The sequence below is a fragment of the Enterobacter cloacae complex sp. SHL012 genome (assembly GCF_049237505.1).
Classification (GTDB): Bacteria; Pseudomonadota; Gammaproteobacteria; order Enterobacterales; family Enterobacteriaceae; genus Enterobacter; species Enterobacter kobei.
In genome coordinates this window covers 273,910-292,158 of sequence record NZ_JBMKIZ010000004.1, presented here as the reverse complement: position 1 = coordinate 292,158, position 18,249 = coordinate 273,910, and the positions used below count along the sequence as shown (strand labels likewise).

The window sequence follows — 18,249 nt, the reverse complement described above, 5'->3', positions numbered from 1 at the left end:
GGCGGGTACTTTTCGGGTGGGATGTGGATTTGTGATCTGTGCGGCTTTTCGGCGGGTGGCGCTGCGCTTACCCGCCCTACGAACCGTGATGCGTTCAGGAAACCGGTACTTTCTGCGCCCGATATGCGCTTGGCGAGCACCCCACTAAGCGGTTAAAAAAGCGGGCGAAATAGGCCGGATCTTTAAACCCCAGCTGCCAGGCAATCTCGCTGACCGCGCTGTCGGAAAAGAGCAGCAGCCGCCTGGCTTCCCGCAGCTGTCGGTCGAAGATCAACCGCTTCGGCGGGCGGTTGGCGAAGCGGCGACAGATATCGGTTAGACGGGATTCGGTCAGGTGCAGTTCGCTGGCGTATTCCGGCACCGTCCAGTGCTGGTGGTAGTGCGTGTCGATCAGTTGGGTAAAGCGCTGGAACAGCTTCAGCTCGCCGCGCATACCGCCTGAAGCGTGATCGTCGAGCTTCGCGTTGCGCAGCAGCAGAGTGAATACGGCCTGCGCCAGCAGAACCAGCGTATGCTCGCGGCCCGGCAGCTGTTCCATGGACTCCCGGGCTATCAGCTGCCAGTAGTGTTTCAGTGCCGCCAGTTCATCAGGCTTGTCGGCCAGCGACAGGCAGATCCCCGGCAGACCAAACGCTTCCCGGGTGCCGGGGTAGAGCACCTCCAGCAGCGGCCAGATCAGATCCTCGCGCACCGTCAGCACGTGCCCGTCGCTGTCGGATTCGGTAATAAACGCGTGCGGCACCGACGGCGGCGTGAGAACGAAAAGCGGGGCCTGCACCGAGTAACGGTGATCGTCGAGCTGGAGTTCAATCTGCCCGGTATCCAGAAAGTGCATCTGAAAATACTGGTCGTGACGATGAGCCTGCATGTCGCGGCCAAAAAAGGCCGCCATGCGGGCGAACGACTGGTAGTGCACATCGTCGGTGCCCAGACTTTCGTCGTACTCCTTGCTGATATCAATGTTGGCGATAGGGCTCTGGCACATGATCGTTCCTCTGTTGATCCCGCTGCGTCATCGGAATGCGCGTCAGCACCAGCGCGCCGACCACCAGCAGCCCGGCCACAAACCACAGCCCGGAGCTGAAGCTGCCGGTCGCGTCGCGCAGAATGCCGATCAGCAGCGGGCTAACGGCAGAACCCACGTTGCCGATGGCGTTGATCACCGCCAGCGCCACCGCGCGGGACTGCAGGCTAATCACCCGATCTGGCGTGGTCCAGAATATCGCCATGGCGGTAAATGATCCGGTTGAGGCCATGATGATGCCAAGCAGCTGGATCAGGCTGTGATCGGTGGCGGAGGCCAGCATCCATCCCGCCGCCGCGAACAGGTACGGCAGGATGGTGTGCTTTTTTCGCTCTTTCAGCCTGTCGGATCGGCGGCTCCACCAGATCATCCCGAGGATGGTGCAAAACTGCGGGATCGCCGCCAGCAGGCCAATGACGATATTGCTGCTGCCGGTGTTAAAGCTCTGCAGGATCTGCGGCGTCCAGATGTTGATCGCGCTCAGCGTGTTGGTCAGGCAGAAGTAGGCCAGCGTATAGAGCAGCACGGCGGGCGTCAGCACTTCTCGCAGCGTCGAGCGCGGCGTGACGGCGCGGGCAATGGCGACCTCCTGCTCGCGGGCGATCATGGTTTTCAGCGCCTGCTTTTCGTCCTCATCCAGCCAGGTGGCCTGATCCGGCGTGTCGTTAAGGTAGAACCAGGTTACTACCCCGAGCACTACTGACGGCAGCCCTTCCAGCAGGAACAGCCACTGCCAGCCCTTCAGGTTCCACAGCCCGTCCATCGCCAGAATGTACCCGGAGAGGATTGAACCGAGCATCATGGTGACCGGCATGGCGATCATAAACAGCGCGTTGGCGCGGGCGCGGTGATAGGCCGGGAACCACCAGGTGAGATAGACCAGGATCCCCGGCAGGAAACCGGCTTCGGCAATGCCCACCAGCATGCGCAGGACGTAAAGGGTTTCAGGGCTGGTGGCGAACATGGTGCAGGTGGAGGCGATGCCCCACACCACCATGATCCCGGCGATCCAGCGCCGCGCGCCGATCTTCGCCAGCATGATGTTGCTTGGGATCCCGCACAGCACATAGGTGACGTAAAACAGGGTTGCGGCCAGGCCAAACATGGTGGAGGTGAGGCCGAGATCTTTACCCATCGTCAGTCCGGCAAAGCCGATGTTGATGCGGTCGAGAAACGAGAAAACAAACAGGATAAAGAGAAACACGATTAAACGTCGGAACAGCTTGTTAATGGCGCGTTGTTCAACAGCTTTATTATCATGGGTTTGCAGGGTAGAGGTCGTCATTGTGCGCTCCAGATCTTACGTTTAGTAGACGGATTTATTGTTATTAACTGACGTAACCGGTTGTTCGATAAAGCGTGCAGCCAGCGCTTCCGCACCGCGGGCGAGCAGGGTGGTGTCGACTCCGACGGCGACAAACAGCGCGCCGAGGTCGAGATAGCGTTTTGCCAGCGCCTCGTTTGCCATCAGGATGCCGGGGGCTTTGCCCGCGCTCAGGATCTGCGCGATCGCCTGCTCGATAGCGGCCTGGACCTCCGGGTGCTGCGGATTACCGGCAAAGCCCATGTCGGCGCTGAGATCGGCCGGGCCGATAAACACGCCGTCGACGCCTTCCACGTCGAGGATCTGCGGCAGGTTTTTCAGCGCCTCACGGGTTTCGATTTGCACCAGTACGCACATGGCCTCGTTAGCCTGCTGCAGATAGTCCGGAATGCGGTTCCAGCGCGACGCTCTTGCCAGCGCGCTGCCGACGCCGCGAATGCCCGCCGGTGGGTAGCGGGTGGCACGTACCGCCAGCCGCGCTTCTTCGGCGTTTTGCACCATCGGCACCAGCAGGGTTTGTGCGCCGACGTCCAGCAGCTGTTTGATCTGCACCGGATCGTTCCACGACGGGCGCACCACCGGCTGGCTCGGATAAGGGGCGATGGCCTGCAATTGGGTTAAGACGGTTTGCACGCTGTTCGGGGCGTGCTCGCCGTCGATCAGCAGCCAGTCGAAGCCTGCCCCGGCCAGCAGTTCGGCGCTGTAGCTACTGGTGAGCCCCAGCCATAAGCCGATTTGTGGACGGCCCGCTTTCAGCGCCGCTTTGAATGCATTCTGCATGATTGTCTCCTTACACAAAGCGGCAGCTGATGGAGCCCATGTTGCCGTAGTCAACGTGGAAAGTGTCGCCTCTGCTGGCGGGCACCGGGCGGGTAAACGAACCGCCGAGGATGATCTGCCCCGGCTCAAGCTGCACGTCGTACGGCGCCAGCTTGTTCGCCAGCCACGCCACGCCGTTCGCCGGGTGGTTAAGCACGCCAGCGGCCACGCCGGTCTCTTCGATCACGCCGTTGCGGTAGAGCAGGGCGGAGATCCAGCGCAGATCCAGCGCGTCGGGCTTAATCGGGCGACCGCCGAGGATCACCCCCGCGTTGGCAGCGTTATCGGAGATGGTGTCGAACACCTTGCGCGGGCGCTGGGTTTCCGGGTCAACGTTGTGGCAGCGGGCGTCGATCAGCTCCAGCGCGGGAATGACGTAATCCGTGGCGTTGTAGACGTCGAAGATCGTGCAGTTCGGGCCGCGCAGCGGTTTTGCCAGCACGAACGCCAGCTCTACTTCGATGCGCGGGACGATAAAGCGATCGACGGGGATGTCGCTGCCGTCGTGGAAAAACATGTCGTCCAGCAGCGCGCCGTAGTCCGGCTCGCTGATCTGCGAGCTGGCCTGCATCGCTTTGGAGGTGAGGCCGATCTTGTGACCCTTCAGCACGCGGCCTTCGGCGATTTTCAGGTTTACCCATTCGCGCTGAACGGCGTAGGCGTCGTCAATGGTGATCTCCGGGTAGTCCAGCGAGATCGCGCGGATCTGCTCCCGGGTTTGTTCCGCCTGATGCAGGCGGTGGGCGATCAGGGTATGGGTGTGTTTATCGAGCATGGCGATATCCTGTTGTATTGTTTTCTCCCTCTCCCAAAGGGAGAGGGGACAGATCGAGCGGTATTACTTAAACAACGCGTGCACGTTGTTTTGTTTGTAATTGAGCGTCGGGTGCAGTTCGTCTAGCTCGAACGACAGCGCCAGATAGCGGGCAGCCATCAACGCCGCAAAGTGCGCTTTGATAAGCCCAAACAGCATTTCCCCCACGGCTTCCCGACTTTCCAGGCTGCGCCCGGAACCGATCTTCAGCGTCATATGCACAAAGGCGTAATCCTGCTTACCGTCGGCCATCTGCCAGGTATCCAGCCAGTGGGCGCGGCTGCGGATACCGCCGATCGGGAAGATGCCCGTGGCGGCCAGCGCCTCGTTCACTTTGGCGAACAACCCCGGCAGGTCTGCCTGCTCGCGGATGTTGTCGGTACATTCAGCAATAAAGTGCGGCATGGTGGCTCCTCACGCGGGCAGGGGGAAAACGGCGTTAACCTGGCCGGTGCCGGAGCTGGCGAACAACTCGGTGAGAAACTCCACCTTGCCGTCGTATTTGTCCCAGCCGAGCATGCCCAGCAGCATCACCGTGTCATGCATATTGCCTTCGCCGTAGCAGTAGTCGGCGTATTCCGGCAGCATGCTGCAGAATTCTTTGAACTGCCCCTCGCGCCACAGCTTCACCACGCGCTCGTCCATCTGGCGGTCAAACTCGCGGGTATAGCTGTTCATCCCTTCTTCCGCGCGCTGGTCGTCGATAAAGCGGTGCGACAGTGAGCCGCTGGCGAGCACCGCTACGGTGCCGTCGTATTTTTTGATTGCGCTGACGATGGCCTCACCGAGTTTGCGGCTGTCGGCGAAGTCGTGAACGGTGCAGAACGCCGAGATAGAGACCACTTTGAAGTGTTTATCCGGGTTCATGTAACGCATCGGCACCAGCGTGCCGTACTCCAGCTTCAGGCTCGGGATGTTGTGCGCCTTGGCGCGCACGCCGAGCTTCACCGCCTCGTCGGCAATCAGCTGGCCGAGCGCCGGGTTGCCGTCGTAGTCGTAAGTCATGTCGCGGATAAAGTGCGGCAGTTCGTTGCTGGTGTAGACGCCTGAAAAATGGTCCGCACAGTTGATGTGGTATGCGCTGTTCACCAGCCAGTGGGTATCGAAGACGATGATGGTGTCCACGCCCAGCTCGCGGCAGCGCTTGCCGATCTCTTTATGCCCGTCGATGGCGCCCTGACGGCAGCCGTGGTTTTTCCCCGGCAGCTCGGAGAGATACATTGACGGGACGTGGGTGATTTTTGCCGCTAACGCTAATGTACCCATAATCAGATCCCCCATTTTGGAATCGGATGGTCGCCCATGGAGATGCAGACGTTCTTCATCTCCGCAAACACCTCGAAGCTGTACTCGCCGCCTTCGCGCCCGGTGCCGGAGGCCTTCACGCCGCCAAACGGCTGGCGCAGGTCGCGCACGTTCTGGGTATTGACGAACACCATGCCCGCTTCGATATTGCGCGCCAGGCGCAGCACTTTGCTGACGTCCTGGGTCCAGATGTACGACGCCAGACCGTACTCCACGTCGTTCGCTAGGCGCAGGCCTTCCGCTTCATCCTTAAACGGCAGCAGGCAGGCCACCGGCCCGAAGATCTCCTCCTGCGCCACGCGCATGCGGTTGTCGACGTCCGCCAGCACGGTCGGGCGCAGGAAGTTGCCGCCTTTCAGATGTGCAGGCAGGTCGGTCGGTTTGTCCGGGCCGCCCGCCAGCAGGGTCGCGCCCTCTTCAATGCCGAGGCGAATATAGCCAGAGACTTTCTCCCAGTGTGACTTGCTGATGAGTGCCCCAATCTGGGTGGTCGGATCGGTCGGGTCGCCCACGCGCAGACGGTTGGCACGCTCCGCAAAGCGTTTGACGAACTCCGGGTAGATGCTCTGCTGGATGAAGATGCGCGAGCCCGCGGTGCAGCGCTCGCCGTTGATGGAGAAGATGGTGAACAGGGCGGCATCCAGCGCGCGCTCGATGTCCGCGTCTTCAAAAATCAGCACCGGGGATTTGCCGCCCAGCTCCATGGAATACTTCTTCAGCCCGGCGTTTTTCATAATATTGCGCCCGGTGGCCGTGCCGCCGGTAAAGGAGACGGCGCGCACGTCGTGATGACGCACCAGCGCATCGCCTGCCGTCGCGCCGTAGCCCTGCACCACGTTGAGTACACCCGCCGGAATGCCCGCCTCCAGCGCCAGCTCGCCCAGACGGTCGGCGGTCAGCGGGGAGAGTTCAGACATTTTCAGTACCGCGGTATTGCCGAGCGCCAGGCACGGGGCGACCTTCCAGGTGGCGGTCATAAACGGCACGTTCCACGGTGACACCAGCGCGCAGACGCCCACCGGCTGCACCAGGGTGTAGTTGAGCATTTTGTCGTCAACCGGGTAGGTTTTGCCGTTCATCTGCTGGCACACCTCGGCGAAAAACTCGAAGTTGTGCGAGGCGCGCGGGATCAGAACGTTTTTAGTCTGGTGGATCGGCAGGCCGGTGTCGGCGGTTTCCATAGCGGCGATCTCGGGCACGTTCTGATCGATTAGATCGCCCAGACGACGCATCAGCCGCGCGCGCTCTTTCATCGGCAGGTTGGCCCATTTTGGAAACGCCTCTTTCGCGGCGGCTACGGCCTGATGGATTTCGGCTTCACCGCCGGAAGCCACTTCGGCCAGCACCTCGCCGGAGGCCGGATTGGTGGTGTGGAAATAGTCGCTTCCCGCCACGTTTTTGCCGTTGATCCAATGGTTAATTTTTTTCATTTTGCCGTCTCCTCACTCACAATTCGGTTCACCAGGCGCCCCACGCCTTCTACTTCCACCACCACTTCATCCCCCGGCACCACGTCGGACAGCCCCTTCGGCGTGCCGGTGGCAATCATGTCGCCCGGTTGCAGGGTCATAAAATCGCTCAGGTAGGCAATCAGGAACGGGATGCTGAAAATCAGATCCGCCGTCGTGCCAAGCTGTCGCAGTTCGCCGTTAACGAAGGTGCGCAGGGCGAGGTTGTGTGGGTCGGGAATGGCTTCTTTTGGCACGATGTTTGGGGAAATGGGGGTCAGCCCGTCGCGGCTTTTCACCCGCAGGTTTGGGCGGTAGTAGTTCTCGAGATAGTCGCGGATGGCGTAGTCGTTGCAGACCGTGTAGCCCGCAACAACGTCCATCGCCTCGGCTTCACTCACCTTGCGCGCGGTTTTGCCGATGACCACCACCAGCTCCGCTTCGTAGTGCATGTAGTCGATGTTGTTCGGGCGCACCGAGGTCTGGTCGTCACCGTTGAAGGTGTTCGGCGCTTTGATAAACACCAGCGGCTCGGTGGGGGGCTTGAAGTCCAGTTCGCTGGCGTGGTCGGCGTAGTTCAGGCCAAGGGCGAACAGCGTGGCGTGCGGGGGCGTGCGGTGAGCGATAGCGACGTCGCGTTCGTCCACCACCGGGTTTTCCAGCGGCGGAAACCCTTTTGCCAGAATGCGTACCCGGTCTCCAGGGCGGATTTCGACGCGGCTGTGCGGGGTGCCGAGCAATATCGCATCGCCGGGATTAAGGGTCGCGAACTCACTCAGGGCGCTCAGCAGCTGCGCGGCGTTGCGATGCAAATCGGCCGTATTCCAGTGGTCCGCCTCGCGGCCGTTAATCTCGGTGATGAGGGTCAGGTTATCCACGTTATCAACGTTGACCAGCTCGCCCAGCGGGCAGAATCCGTCCCGGCATTTCGCCTTGATCGCCGGGCGGTAGAAGCTCTCTTCCGGCAGACTCACCTCGTTGGCCAGCGCATATCCGGCAATGTACGCCGCCGCGTCTTCCTCGCGCACCTTGCTGGCCGTTTTGCCCACCACCAGCGCGACCGTTGCGCCGCTTAGCACCGTTTCACCCTGCGGGAAGGGAATGGGATCGCCTGCGCGGATCACGGTGTTATGCGGTTTGATAAACCACACTGCCGTTTTCGGCGGCGTGTTGTAGGGGGCTTTTTCAAACGCCTCAGCCCAGGCATCGCGCTGGCTTTGATGATTCAACGCGACGGCAAAAACGGTACCTTTCATTTACCTGCTCCTCACCCCGGCAGTCCGGGTTATGATTTCATTAATATGTTAATGATCTGGTTTTATGCTTTTGCTGTTTATTTCGCAATCAGAAGTGAAAAATTTGTGATATGAATAACAATAAATTTACATATTGGTTTTTATTTTGATTAAAATCAGTGCGTTAACAAAATTGGCGGGTTTCTGTTAGACTTTTTGGCAGAAAACGTATTCTTTATAAAAACATCTTTTATGAATTGTTTACTTGTTAATGAAGGGCGGGGAGAGGCTATGCATGATTCATTAACCATCGCGCTGCTGCAGGCGCGGGAAGCGGCGATGTCGTACTTCCGACCAATTGTTAAGCGACATAACCTGACCGAGCAGCAGTGGCGGATTGTGCGCGTGCTGGCGGAACATCCGTCGATGGATTTTCACGATCTGGCGTTTCGCACCTGCATTTTGCGTCCCAGCCTGACCGGCATTCTGACGCGCATGGAGCGCGACGGCCTGGTGCTGCGCTTAAAGCCAGTGAACGACCAGCGCAAGCTGTACGTGTCGCTGACCAATGCTGGCAATGCGCTGTATGAGCACGCCCAGGCGCAGGTGGAAGAGGCGTACCAGCAGATTGAGGCGGAATACACGCCGGAGAAGATGAAACAGCTGACGACGCTGCTGGAAGAGTTTATTGAACTCGGAAACCGGCATAACGCAGCGCGGGAAGAAGAGTAAAAACCACAAATTCCAGGATGATTTTCGTAAAGTTTTCCCTTTCCAGGCCGAAAATTCTGTATCTGTCTGAGGAAAGAGAAAACATGTTAAACCGTATCAAGATTGTCACCAGTTTAATGCTGGTTTTAGCTATATTTGGCCTGTTACAACTCACATCCGGTGGTCTTTTCTTCAATGCCCTTAAGCATGACAAAGAGAATTTCACCGTCCTGCAAACCATTCGCCAGCAACAATCCACGCTGAATGCCAGCTGGGTGGCGTTGCTGCAAACCCGTAATACCCTGAACCGTGCGGGCATTCGCTACATGATGGATCAGAGCAATATCGGCAGCGGCGCGACCGTTAACGATCTGATGCAAATCGCGTCCACGTCGCTGAAGCAGGCGGAAAAAAACTGGGCCGCCTATGAGGCCCTGCCGCGCGATCCGCGTCAAAGCGATGCGGATGCCATGGAGATCAAGCGTAACTACGATATCTACCACGGTGCGCTGGCGGAGCTGATTCAGCTGCTGGGTGCGGGCAAAATCAACGCCTTCTTCGATCAGCCGACCCAGAGCTACCAGGATGGTTTTGAGAAGCAGTATGTCAGCTACCTGCAGCAGAACGACAAGCTGTATCAAATGGCGGTTGAAGACAGCAAGAGCTCCTTCAGCCAGGCCATCTGGGTGCTGATTAGCGTGCTGCTTGCCGTGCTGGTGGTGATCGTGGCCGTCTGGTTGGGTATCAAGCAGGCGCTGATTTCGCCGCTGACGCGCCTCATCGACAACATTCGCCATATCGCCAGCGGCGATCTGGTGAAGCGCATTGAAGTGGAGGGCTCCAACGAGATGGGCGAACTGGCCGATTCTCTGCGTCATATGCAGAGTGAGCTGGTACGGACCGTTGGCGACGTGCGTAATGGCGCGAATGCTATCTACAGCGGCGCGAGCGAAATCGCGATGGGCAATAACGACCTCTCTTCCCGTACAGAACAGCAGGCTGCGTCCCTGGAAGAGACTGCTGCCAGCATGGAGCAGCTGACGGCGACCGTGAAGCAGAACGCCGAAAACGCCCGTCAGGCGAGCCATCTGGCGCTGAGCGCGTCCGAGACCGCGCAGAAAGGCGGTAAAGTGGTGGACAACGTGGTGCAGACCATGCGCGATATCGCCGGTAGTTCGCAGAAGATTGCCGACATTATTAGCGTGATCGACGGAATTGCTTTCCAGACCAACATCCTGGCACTGAACGCGGCGGTAGAAGCGGCGCGCGCAGGCGAGCAGGGCCGTGGTTTTGCGGTGGTGGCAGGTGAAGTGCGTAACCTGGCCCAGCGTAGCGCCCAGGCAGCACGTGAAATCAAGAGCCTGATTGAAGACTCTGTGGGTCGCGTGGAAGTGGGTTCTACGCTGGTAGAAAGCGCCGGTGAAACCATGGGCGAGATCGTGAATGCGGTAACCCGCGTTACGGATATCATGGGCGAAATCGCCTCGGCTTCTGACGAGCAGAGCCGCGGTATCGACCAGGTAGGTCTGGCGGTCGCCGAGATGGATCGCGTGACCCAGCAGAACGCCTCGCTGGTGGAAGAGTCTGCCGCAGCGGCGGCGGCGCTGGAAGAGCAGGCGAGCCGCCTGACCCAGGCTGTCGCGGTGTTCCGCATTCAGCAGGAGCATATGAAAGCGCGCGAGTTCGCTTCGGCGAAAAGCGTTGCTACCCCGGTGATGTCGCGTAAAGCGGCAACCGCTGATGCGGGGGATAACTGGGAAACGTTCTGATCGTGCGTGTTGTGCCGGGTGGCGGCTTCGCCTTACCCGGCCTACGGGGAGGGGTATGTGCCGGGTGTCGGCTATGCCTTACCCGGCCTACGGTTCAGGGTTTTGTAGGCCCGGTCAGCGCAGCGCTACCGGGCGATATCAAAGCGGCAGACGCATGGCGCAGCGGGAGTCAAACGCTAAGCCGTGCGCTGTCTCATCTTCCCTTTTCTGACGCAGTTCAGGCGTGAGTTCAGTGACGTAGTCAAACCCCAGCCGCGCATAGAACGGCGCATTCCACGGTACGTCGCGGAATGTCGTCAACGTCAGCGACGACAGCCCCCCTTCGCGGGCATGGTCAGCCACAGCGTTAATGAGCTGCCGACCAATCCCCTTTCCCTGCCAGTCCAGATGCACCGAAAGTTCGACAATAAACAGCGATGTCGCGTGCGCCTCTGCGAGGATAAACCCAACGGGATGGTCGTTCGCCAGCGCCAGCCAGCTTAGCCCCCGTTCGGCATAGTTGAGATGCTCTTCAGTTGAAATCACCTCACCCCCGGCAAGCCAGGCGAGAGGGGGGATTTCACGAAAACGCTCGCCCGCCGCGCGTTCAATGGCGGGCAGGGTGGCAGCATCGTTGAAGGTGGTAGGGCGAATGTGAATGTTCATGGCGGGAAGTATAGCCTGACCCGCCGGTATTATTCTGTGCAGACCAGTACCGGCGAGTAAAAATTGCTGATAACCAGTGCATCATGCGGCGTGCGCTCTATCGCCAGGAGCCTTTTTTTCCCCTGGGTCAGGCCCGCGACGTATTTCTCAAATACGCCCGGCGGCATGGCGTCATGGCCAAAACGCTCCACTTTTTGAATAACGATCTCATACAGTTCCCCTTCCACGTGGCGCCATTTAAACATCTCCTGACGGGACACTTCCCAGTGGTTTGGGGCATTCTCCACGTTACCGTTTAGCGTGATGTACCCGGTTTTGTTGGGGTGAAACTGCATGATGACCTCCCCGTCAAACGTGAAATCGTGGCTGTCACGTTTGTCGGAGAAGGTCAGGTATCCATTGCATGCCACCGACAGCGGTGGCGTGTAGAAATACCACGCCAGTGCAGCGCCGGTAATCATCAGGTTAAGGGCCAGAATGAGCCAGATTTTTGTGTATCTCATATCACCACTCGTAATAGTAAAGCGTACGACAGGCGCTCGCTTGCCCCTGCGTGAGTGAGCATTGGGAGAGCACCAGTCGTCCCTCGTGGCCGTAGAAAAGCGTTCGCTGAATGTGCATGTAGAAAATTGAATTTTCCAGGCACGGAAGGTGACCGTCCTGCTGAAGGCTTTGCGCCAGCGCAGCCGCCCGCTCGTGAAACACATCCGCCAGCGGCGTAAAGGTATAGACCGGACAGTTCCCGATATGGGTCAGCAGATGAATGTCCTTCTGCCGGGTTTCGGGTTTGATAGCCGTTATCCAAAGGCACAGCGCAACGACCGCCAGCGTAAGCGCGCCCCAGAGCAGCCGCTCCGGTCGGGCGGGTACTGCAGTTTTCGCCGTTTCGGCGGCCGGTGTTTCTTCCTCCAGGGCTGTTACCGTGACGTCTGCGCTGAGCATAAAGCCCGTTTTGGGGACAGTGACGATAAACAGCACGTCGGGAAGCAGGCTGGCCAGCATTTTGCGCAAGATGCTGATGTACTGGTTTAACGAATTGTTAGACCCCTGGAGCCCACGCCGATCCCAGACGTCATGCAGGAAGGTCTCCCGCTCGACCACGTTCCCATGATGCTGCACCAGCAGCTTCATAATGCTATTGGCTGTGCAGGTGAGGATCTGCGCATCCTCAGGCGGCACATTGATAAGAGAAATAGAACCGTCCTCGTCGTTGTAGACGATGACGTCAGCAAGCAGGTATTTCATAAGTTGTTGTAAAACAGACAGAGATAACGAATAAAAAAGAGAAGGTTTACGCCTTGTATGCAGAGCTGGTGGCTATTTTAACGCCATTGTTACCGATAACATTGATCCAGACAGGATTTTGGTCTGTTTAATAAGTCAGCGTGATTATCACGTCATCAATAAATTCCCCTGTACCGCTCAGGGGCTGAGCGGGGACTTCCCCGTAAACGGTGAAGTTCTGGGTGCCGCCAGCGGGATGGGTGACATGCAGCGCATCGCCGCTGTGCAGATCGCCCCAGCTTTGCGTGGCACCCGCATCCTGCCAGAGCCCGTAGCGCAGGCACTGACCCTCATCGTTACACAGCTGCCGCTGATTCCCGATGGCATGGTTGCCGTTGCCCATGCCAAGCGTAAACGCTGTGCCGGCCGGACAGCGCGTGGTAAGGGTTGCGGTGGAACGCGTCGGGCGCAGCGTGGCGGTACTGTTCAGGGTGCCGAAGTTAAGCGGGGTGACGCGTTCTATGTAGCAGCCCTGGCTGATTTCGGCCTGCGCATTGGTACCGCCCTGCACCTGCTCCCCCTCCGCAGAGCCATCCGAGCAGTTTTGCAGTGCATCCTGACGGCTAGCGCTGTGCCAGGCGATGCGCAGATTCATGTTGTAGTTGTAATAGTGGTACGCCGGAAGTTGGTTTTGCCCTGCCGGGACGGTGGCGATAAGCGGAAAGCTCCCGCTGATGTTGGCATTGCTGTCGGCGGTCAGAGTCTGCTGAATGAGCTCCCCGCTGCTGACGGGACCGAGTTCCTGAGCGCGCGCGTCGCCGTTAAGCAGGCGGAAAAGCAGGGTGTACTGTTTACCCTCCGAATCTCCCGGTGAGACCATCTGAAAGGGCGGTGCGTCGATACTGCTCAGACAGACGTTGATATATTCCGTCGTGCCGTTGTTGTCAGCCTGACAGCTAAATTTAACTTCGGTGTTGGTCGACGCGGCATTGCCCGCCACGACATTGCCAAAGTTGATGACGGCAGGTGATGTTATCCAGCATGCGGCGGCCATCGCCTTCACGGACACCGCAAGCAGCAACAAGAACGGTGCTTTTAATGACACTGTTGTTCTCCAATATTCTGTATGGGTGACGCAGTACGGGGGGCCGGAAGCCTGACCCGGCACTCACCCTCACCGGTTTTTACCACCAGCTCACCTGGCAGAGGCGGGTCTTCAAGCCAGATAAAACCGTCACGCCCCACAATGGTGGCACCGCGTGGCGTTGAGACAATGCTGCCGAGCGGGAGCGGATTATGGTGGAGGTCCACCAGTCGGGCCTGAACTGTGACGGCGTGATGAACGTTAAAATCGACTTTTACCGCGCCGCCGTTGCCCGGTCTGGCCTGCATGTCGGTGACGGGGGCAATCACGTCGGCAGGCAGATCCAGCGGATTGATGCTGACTTTACTGGCGTGGTAACGCGGCAGGTCGGTCAGCAGCAGATACCCTTTCTCGTCGGTTTCGCCTGCCGGGCGGTTTTCCAGCATCACCGGCACATGTCCGACACCGTGCGTGGAGACCAGGGCCAGGCTTTGTTGGCTGTAGCGCAGCGTGTGCAGGCTGCCATCCAGCAGCGTCAGGCTACCCTCGGCTGAGGCATAGTTAGCGCCCTGCGCCATCCCGACGTGCCACTCACCTGCGTGGCCCAGATAGCCCACGTCCGCATAGGTTTCCCGGTGCTCGCCAAAGCCTCGCCCCAGCTGCCATGACCAGCCGCCGACCTGATCGTCCGGCTGATGGCGATAATCCATGCGCGGCATATCGCGGCTGGCCTGAACGGAGAGGGTATCCTCACGCCCTAACGGGATCGAAAGCATCAGCTGAACGTGGCTCGACGCATCCGTAAACGAGCGGGTGTAGCTCAGCGTGGTGGAAATGTGTGCCGGCAGCGAGGCGGACCAGGAGGCGTTGAGATAGCGTTGTTTGGTGCCCTGAATGTTTTGCTGTACCCAGCCCGCACCGAAGGTACCTGAATGGGGTATCGACTGGCTGACCCAAACGCTATCGCTGCGTCTGACGGGGAGGGTACCGCTCATGCGGGCGTTATCGGCAAATGTGGCATCGGTACGAACGGTACTGGCAGAGATCCCCGTCCCGCGACCGTTCCATTGCCAGCCAAGGCCCCACTGTTTTCCCTGACCGTAGGGGCTGTCGCTGATGGCGACATGCTGGCTGATAATCCCTGTCCCGGGCGAGATCAGCCAGTCGACCCCTGTCCCGACATTGCGCAGTTTACTCTGCTGCTCCGTGTGCAGCGCCAGCGTCAGCTGGTTATTCACCCCGTAGCGCCACCCTGCGTCGAGCATGGGCGAGGCGGCATAGTCATTGGATCGCAGGGCGTAATTTTGTCGCATCCAGCCGATATCCAGCGAGCCGCTGCTGAGTCCTTCCGCCAGCATCCCCGGCGCACCGTAGAGATCGAGCTGTACGGTACGACGCTGACCGTTGATGTCGGTAATGACCACCTGCGCCTGCCCGCTTCCGGTAAATGAGGGCAGGGTATCCAGCAGAAAATCGCCCGGCGTGACGCGCTGGCTGCTCTGCTTAAGCCCGTCGATGTACAGATCGACCGTAGAAGGCAGAACCGCCGTGTCGCTGTAACGGCTACGCGGTTCGGTGTTGAGCTGCGGATTGAGCTCAAAATTACGCGCCCAGTGCAGCCCGCCAAAGCGTACCTGTCGGCTCCAGCGGGCGCCCGTGGTGATGTTGTCGCCCAGCGCCAGGCTCGTGAGCGAGTCCGTGTTGTCCCACTGCCAGCGGGTTTCAAGGCGTGTGTGGCGGGGCCGACCTGCGCTGTTTTCCTCACCGGCATGGCTCGAAAAGCTGCTGCTGAACGTTCCGGGAAGCGCCCCGGATGCGGTGAGCGACGTTTGCGCGTTAAGCTGGCGTTTCCCCTCTGCGCCGCTGCCATAAAGCGCATACCCGAGCGTCAACACGCTGATGGGCTGCGCCTCAGGATAGCGATACTGCGGCGTCGGCCTCCCGACAGACAGATGCTGTTGGCCCTCAAGCGCCTTTGCGTCGGCGGTAATGGAGACCTGCTGAGCATGCAAATCGAGACTGACTTTCAGACCCGGCAGGGACGTCAGCGCGACCCACTCGTTGGCGTTATCCGGGGCGCGAAGCCCCAGTTTTTTGAGGTCGCGGTGGTCCATCCACAGCGCATCTCCCACTACCCGGCAGGCCCACAGATCCCCGCGCGGGTCGTGGTTCACGGTGATTGCCAGCCATTGCAGGGTATCGGCGGCGGGTTCAGTCCGGGCTGACAGCATCAGCGGTAGCCAAAACAGGAGCGCGAGAAGCAAACGGGCGCAGGGGTATCTGGCTGGCATGGTGGTCGTCATTGAGATAGGCGCGCAACGCGCTGAACGTGTGGCGCGAAGTGTGCTTAAGCGTTATAAGCGCGGTCTGTCCCGGCAGAACATAACCTGCCAGCCCTTTCAACGACCCGACGACCTGACCGGCGGCCGTCAGGGCCTGCAGGTGGCTCAGGCGGATATGGCTGTTTCCGGCGTTATAACAGCGAATCGTTCCCGGGGTGTCCGCCTGTTCGCAGCTCAGGGCATCGCGGCTGACGGGCATATTCTGGTTTCCGGCAATGAAGACAGGAATAGAGTAGCGAAGCAGAAAGTGTATCGCGTTGGGATTGGCCGCACGGGACGTTGCATCCGGTAGCTCATCAATGACCAGCCGGTAACTTTGCTCCTGTTCACGGATCCCTGGCTGCATCACGATAATGCGCACCAGCTGCTGCTGGCCCGGCGCCAGTGAGGTCATCGCCGGGCTGCTGACCACCTCGTCGGTGGCCGTTAATACATCTTTACCGTTTTGCTGGGTCCATTCGTAAACCCGTATCTGCGCATGGATGGCCGCTTTACCGCTGTTAGTGAGGTAGACCGCCGAGGCGCTTTGCCCGCTCTGGAGGTCGAGCGTCACTGGGGCCACCTGAAGCGTGGCGGCCATCGCGTAGCGTGACAGCAGCGCCAGCATCATGAACCACAGAATGAAGCAGGGGAGAAAACGACGCATGATCAATACACCAGATTCAACGTGACATCATCGCTATAGGCGCCAGCCTGCGCGGTCGTCAGGGCACCTGCGTCAATCACGCCATACAGCGTCTCTTGCTGTTCCATGCCGTTGCCGGTGTCGGTGAGTCCATCGGTGCTGGTAATTTGCGTCTGTTTGCCCTCATCGGCAAAAAGTTTCCAGGCAATCTTCTGTGCGCCCGTTTCACCGTTTTCTGGCTTCAGCCAGAAGGTGCCGTTGTCACTGCTATCGTTGCTGGTAGCAGAGAGCGTGAACGGCGTCCCGTTGGTACAGACGATATCGACCTGCGTTTTGGCCTGAATTTCGCTTGATTCGTCCGAGCCGTGGCGCGAGAAATTGAGGTCGTTGGCTTTGAGCGTGCAGGACTTCACCACCTCAAGTGAAACGTGCATCGTCGCGCTTGTGGTGCTGTCTGCGGCGATTGCAGCAGCAGGAAGCAGGAGAACGGAACAACATACAACAACAGGGATAATTCTCATGATCGTATTTCCTGACGTGAATAACAGTGCAATTACAAAGAAGAGGGGAGCGCGTCCAGCAGGCAGAGTTTTTGATGGAATTCCGCCAGGTTCTGGCAGCAAAATTTGTTCATCGCGTTACGTTTGTGGGTGTAGATCGTTTTAGGTGACTTATTAAGGATTTGCGCAATACGTATCGGGCTGAATCCTTTATGGAACAGCATGCAAACCCGCATCTCCTGACAGGTGAGCGTGGCGGTATTCTCGAAAGAGAAGCTTGTGTCGCTAAAACAGTGGCTTAGCTGCGCGAGAGACACATTGTCCGCAACCACTCTGACCCGCGCGTTGTGTAGCCAGGCGTTAATGTCGTTGACCCGGGCCGCGTCCGTCAATAACAGCCAGTTTCCCCCGACGTGCGTATTGAGCAGCAGTGTCTGCAGACGCACAAGCCCTTGTGGATTAACGTTGTTAATCCAGTACACCTCAGGACGGGGTGATACGGCTGTCGACAGGATCGAATTCAGGCCAAGCCATAAAAAAGCGTTGCTGCTCAGAACGATAACCTGATAGCCGGCATTTGCGATGAAAGGCGTCATTTTAGACCCCACAGATAACCCTGGCCGTAATCGGCCGCGCTCGCCCGGGCCAGTGCGAAATCGCCCGCCGTTTCGATGCCTTCAATAAGGACTTTACTGGCGACACGCTTACATTGACGGGTGAGATGCAGAAACTTCGCCTGCTCTGTGCGCCCGCTCCAGAAAGTATGTTTGTCAATTTTGACGCCACAGAAGCGGATCTGGCTGGCAAGCAGTTCGGGAAGAATGGCTTCACAGACATCATCAGCCCACACTTCAATTCCCCAAAGATGAAGTGTCGCAATGCAGTTCCGCAGGGCCCGGCTTTGCGTATCATCGAGTTGTACCATCGTATGGAGATCGGTCACTTCGATAGCAAGCCTCTCCGGACAGGGTGTTGCTTCTTTTAGCCTGTCGAGGAAGTCCGTTTCCAGCAGCAAATCCGATGTCGCGTTGAGATAATATTTGTCGCCCTCTTCGCAAAACATGGCATGGCGAAGCTGCGCAAAGAAAAGTTGTTTACGCTGCGTCGAAGGCATGGCGTCAAAATAGTCTTCGAGATTGACGTGGGGTTTTGCCGTGGACAATACCTCCCAGGCAATCACATGTTCACTGCGCAGTGCCCGGATGGATTCGAACTTATAGCCGGTTAGCATGATAAAAGTGTGTCACTCTCCGTCGTTACTTTAGGAGTTACACATTTTATAGAATGGTGTTTTTGCGGGATATTTATAAATAAAAATTACTTATATATGGTGTTTTTATCTGATTTATAATCAATTTATAGGTTTATTTATTTTTATAA

General features: G+C 58.5%; 19 protein-coding genes. 2 read left to right on the top strand and 17 right to left on the bottom strand.

Annotated features, from left to right (window positions below; all coding sequences use genetic code 11):
* Positions 1-94: 94 nt before the first annotated feature.
* The 8 genes from hpaA to hpaG form a co-directional block, all read right to left on the bottom strand.
* Positions 95-985 carry a 4-hydroxyphenylacetate catabolism regulatory protein HpaA gene (hpaA, locus tag ACOTY9_RS15885; protein ID WP_014882411.1) on the bottom strand — a complete coding sequence of 297 codons (891 nt, stop codon included), beginning with the start codon at positions 983-985 and terminating at the stop codon, positions 95-97.
* Positions 957-2,309 (bottom strand): 4-hydroxyphenylacetate permease, encoded by a 1,353-nt coding sequence (hpaX, locus tag ACOTY9_RS15880; protein ID WP_023331947.1) that lies wholly within the window; start codon positions 2,307-2,309, stop codon positions 957-959. The genes hpaA and hpaX overlap by 29 nt, the downstream gene beginning before the upstream one ends.
* Before the next feature lie 21 nt (positions 2,310-2,330).
* A complete protein-coding gene (gene hpaI, locus ACOTY9_RS15875) occupies positions 2,331-3,128 on the bottom strand; it encodes a 4-hydroxy-2-oxoheptanedioate aldolase (protein WP_348565799.1) in 798 nt (265 codons plus the stop codon).
* A 10-nt stretch (positions 3,129-3,138) separates the two neighbouring features.
* Entirely contained in the window at positions 3,139-3,942 is an 804-nt protein-coding gene (hpaH, locus tag ACOTY9_RS15870; protein ID WP_014882414.1) for a 2-oxo-hept-4-ene-1,7-dioate hydratase, read from the bottom strand.
* A gap of 63 nt (positions 3,943-4,005) precedes the next feature.
* On the bottom strand, positions 4,006-4,386 hold the full coding sequence (locus ACOTY9_RS15865; protein WP_014882415.1) for a 5-carboxymethyl-2-hydroxymuconate Delta-isomerase: 381 nt from the start codon (positions 4,384-4,386) through the stop codon (positions 4,006-4,008).
* A 9-nt stretch (positions 4,387-4,395) separates the two neighbouring features.
* Positions 4,396-5,247 (bottom strand): 3,4-dihydroxyphenylacetate 2,3-dioxygenase, encoded by an 852-nt coding sequence (gene hpaD, locus ACOTY9_RS15860; RefSeq protein ID WP_014882416.1) that lies wholly within the window; start codon positions 5,245-5,247, stop codon positions 4,396-4,398.
* Between the two features lie 2 nt (positions 5,248-5,249).
* Positions 5,250-6,716, bottom strand: coding sequence for a 5-carboxymethyl-2-hydroxymuconate semialdehyde dehydrogenase (gene hpaE, locus ACOTY9_RS15855; protein ID WP_014882417.1), 1,467 nt, complete (start codon positions 6,714-6,716; stop codon positions 5,250-5,252).
* The gene (gene hpaG / locus ACOTY9_RS15850) at positions 6,713-7,990 is read right to left on the bottom strand and encodes a 4-hydroxyphenylacetate degradation bifunctional isomerase/decarboxylase (protein ID WP_023331949.1); all 1,278 of its coding nucleotides are present in this window, start codon (positions 7,988-7,990) and stop codon (positions 6,713-6,715) included. The genes hpaE and hpaG overlap by 4 nt, the downstream gene beginning before the upstream one ends.
* A 270-nt stretch (positions 7,991-8,260) precedes the next feature.
* Between hpaG and hpaR the strand changes: the two genes are divergently transcribed.
* Both hpaR and tsr read left to right on the top strand, forming a co-directional pair.
* Positions 8,261-8,701 (top strand): homoprotocatechuate degradation operon regulator HpaR, encoded by a 441-nt coding sequence (gene hpaR, locus ACOTY9_RS15845; protein ID WP_023331950.1) that lies wholly within the window; start codon positions 8,261-8,263, stop codon positions 8,699-8,701.
* An 83-nt stretch (positions 8,702-8,784) separates the two neighbouring features.
* The gene (gene tsr / locus ACOTY9_RS15840) at positions 8,785-10,449 is read left to right on the top strand and encodes a methyl-accepting chemotaxis protein (RefSeq protein WP_348565798.1); all 1,665 of its coding nucleotides are present in this window, start codon (positions 8,785-8,787) and stop codon (positions 10,447-10,449) included.
* A 138-nt stretch (positions 10,450-10,587) separates the two neighbouring features.
* Here the strand turns inward: tsr and ACOTY9_RS15835 are convergent, their stop codons facing one another.
* The 9 genes from ACOTY9_RS15835 to ACOTY9_RS15795 all read right to left on the bottom strand — a co-directional run bounded on the left by ACOTY9_RS15835 (position 10,588) and on the right by ACOTY9_RS15795 (position 18,100).
* Complete coding sequence (locus tag ACOTY9_RS15835) at positions 10,588-11,094, bottom strand: GNAT family N-acetyltransferase (protein WP_045281850.1); 507 nt, start codon at positions 11,092-11,094, stop codon at positions 10,588-10,590.
* Positions 11,095-11,123: 29 nt separating this feature from the next.
* Positions 11,124-11,597, bottom strand: a complete 474-nt coding sequence (locus tag ACOTY9_RS15830) for a hypothetical protein (RefSeq protein WP_050862263.1) — start codon at positions 11,595-11,597, stop codon at positions 11,124-11,126.
* 1 nt (position 11,598) lies between these two features.
* On the bottom strand, positions 11,599-12,339 hold the full coding sequence (locus ACOTY9_RS15825; protein ID WP_348565797.1) for a winged helix-turn-helix domain-containing protein: 741 nt from the start codon (positions 12,337-12,339) through the stop codon (positions 11,599-11,601).
* 127 nt (positions 12,340-12,466) lie between these two features.
* Complete coding sequence (locus ACOTY9_RS15820; protein ID WP_014882424.1) at positions 12,467-13,423, bottom strand: Csu type fimbrial protein; 957 nt, start codon at positions 13,421-13,423, stop codon at positions 12,467-12,469.
* Positions 13,414-15,693: a fimbria/pilus outer membrane usher protein gene (locus tag ACOTY9_RS15815; protein ID WP_226882674.1), complete on the bottom strand. Its 2,280-nt coding sequence runs from the start codon at positions 15,691-15,693 to the stop codon at positions 13,414-13,416. Before ACOTY9_RS15815 ends, ACOTY9_RS15820 begins: the two co-directional genes overlap by 10 nt.
* The gene (locus ACOTY9_RS15810; protein ID WP_348565796.1) at positions 15,614-16,390 is read right to left on the bottom strand and encodes a fimbrial biogenesis chaperone; all 777 of its coding nucleotides are present in this window, start codon (positions 16,388-16,390) and stop codon (positions 15,614-15,616) included. The genes ACOTY9_RS15815 and ACOTY9_RS15810 overlap by 80 nt, the downstream gene beginning before the upstream one ends.
* A gap of 2 nt (positions 16,391-16,392) precedes the next feature.
* Positions 16,393-16,890, bottom strand: a complete 498-nt coding sequence (locus ACOTY9_RS15805) for a Csu type fimbrial protein (RefSeq protein ID WP_014882427.1) — start codon at positions 16,888-16,890, stop codon at positions 16,393-16,395.
* 32 nt (positions 16,891-16,922) lie between these two features.
* A complete protein-coding gene (locus tag ACOTY9_RS15800; RefSeq protein ID WP_348565795.1) occupies positions 16,923-17,465 on the bottom strand; it encodes a helix-turn-helix transcriptional regulator in 543 nt (180 codons plus the stop codon).
* The gene (locus ACOTY9_RS15795) at positions 17,462-18,100 is read right to left on the bottom strand and encodes an EAL domain-containing protein (protein ID WP_023338996.1); all 639 of its coding nucleotides are present in this window, start codon (positions 18,098-18,100) and stop codon (positions 17,462-17,464) included. Before ACOTY9_RS15795 ends, ACOTY9_RS15800 begins: the two co-directional genes overlap by 4 nt.
* Between the last annotated feature and the right edge of the window lie 149 nt (positions 18,101-18,249).